General features: G+C 59.7%; 1 protein-coding gene. It reads right to left on the bottom strand.

Features of this window, described 5'->3' with window-relative positions; genetic code table 11:
* Positions 1 to 18: 18 nt before the first annotated feature.
* Positions 19 to 1,169 (bottom strand): IS3 family transposase gene (locus ACIGFL_RS24050; protein ID WP_191833612.1). Its coding sequence is split into 2 segments (ribosomal slippage): positions 19 to 932 and positions 932 to 1,169, totalling 1,152 coding nucleotides; the frame shifts between segments, so codons are not numbered across the junction.
* Positions 1,170 to 1,231 lie beyond the last annotated feature (62 nt).

Here is a 1,231-nt window from a genome sequence, read left to right on the forward strand (position 1 = left end):
TGAATCGCCCCGGCTTTCCTAGACACTCTCCAAGCTCTGGAAATAACGCTTTTCAAACTCCACTGGCGATAGCTGCATAGCGCTGCTGTGCCGGCGTTTGGGGTTATAAAACATCTCAATGTAATCGAACACATCACTGCGGGCTTCTTCGCGCGTGCCGTAGGTTTTTCGTCGGATGCGTTCCCGCTTCAGCAACTGGAAAAAGCTTTCCGCAACCGCGTTGTCGTGGCAGTTACCGCGTCGACTCATGCTGCTGATCAGGTTGTTGGCCTTGAGGAAGCTCTGCCAGTCCGAGCTGCTGAACTGGCTGCCCTGGTCGGAGTGGATCATCACTTCCTGCTTGGGCTTGCGCCGCCACACCGCCATCAACAGGGCATCAATGGCCAGGTCGCTGCACATCCGTGGCTTCATCGACCAGCCGATCACCTGGCGTGAAAACAGATCCAGCACCACCGCCAAATACAACCAACCCTCATAGGTGCGGATGTAGGTGATGTCGGTGACCCAGACCTTGTTCGGCTCGCTGACGTTGAACTGCCGCTCCAGGCGGTTGGGCGAAGCCACCGTCGGCTTACCGCCGTAATAGCCGGGGCGCCGACGATAGCCGGTCTGCGAACGCAGCCCCTCCACCCGCATCAGGCGAGCCACGCGGTGCCGGCCACAGGACTCGCCCAGCTCACGCAGGTCGTCGTGGATCTTGCGGTAGCCGTAGACCCCGCCGCTTTCCAGCCAGGCATGTTTGATCAACCCGAGCAGGCGCTGATCTTCCTTGGCGCGTACGGATTTCGGCTCGGCCAGCCAGGCGTAGTAACCGCTGGGATGTACCTGGAGGGTCTGGCAGAGACGCCGTACCGGGTACTCCACCGACAGCTTGCTGATGACGGCGTACTTCAGCCGGACTCCTTGGCAAAGTACGCGGCGGCCTTTTTTAGAATGTCTCGCTCTTCGGTCACCCGCTTGAGTTCCGCGCGCAAGCAACGCAGCTCGGCCTGCTGATCATCTACCTGCTGCCGCTGTGCTTGGGGCTTGCTGTAGCGCTTTACCCAGGCGTACAGGCTGTGCGCGGACACGCCTAGACGCTCCGCCACATCGGCAACGCGCAAACCGCGCTCGGTGACTTGCTTGACCGCTTCGATCTTGAATTCTTCGGGGTAACGCTGGTTGCTCATGGCACCTCCTGATGGGCCTCATTATGAGGCTTGAAGGTGTCTACGAAACTAGGGTCGATTCA

The organism is Pseudomonas sp. NPDC077649 (genome assembly GCF_044542855.1).
Lineage (GTDB): Bacteria > Pseudomonadota > Gammaproteobacteria > Pseudomonadales > Pseudomonadaceae > Aquipseudomonas.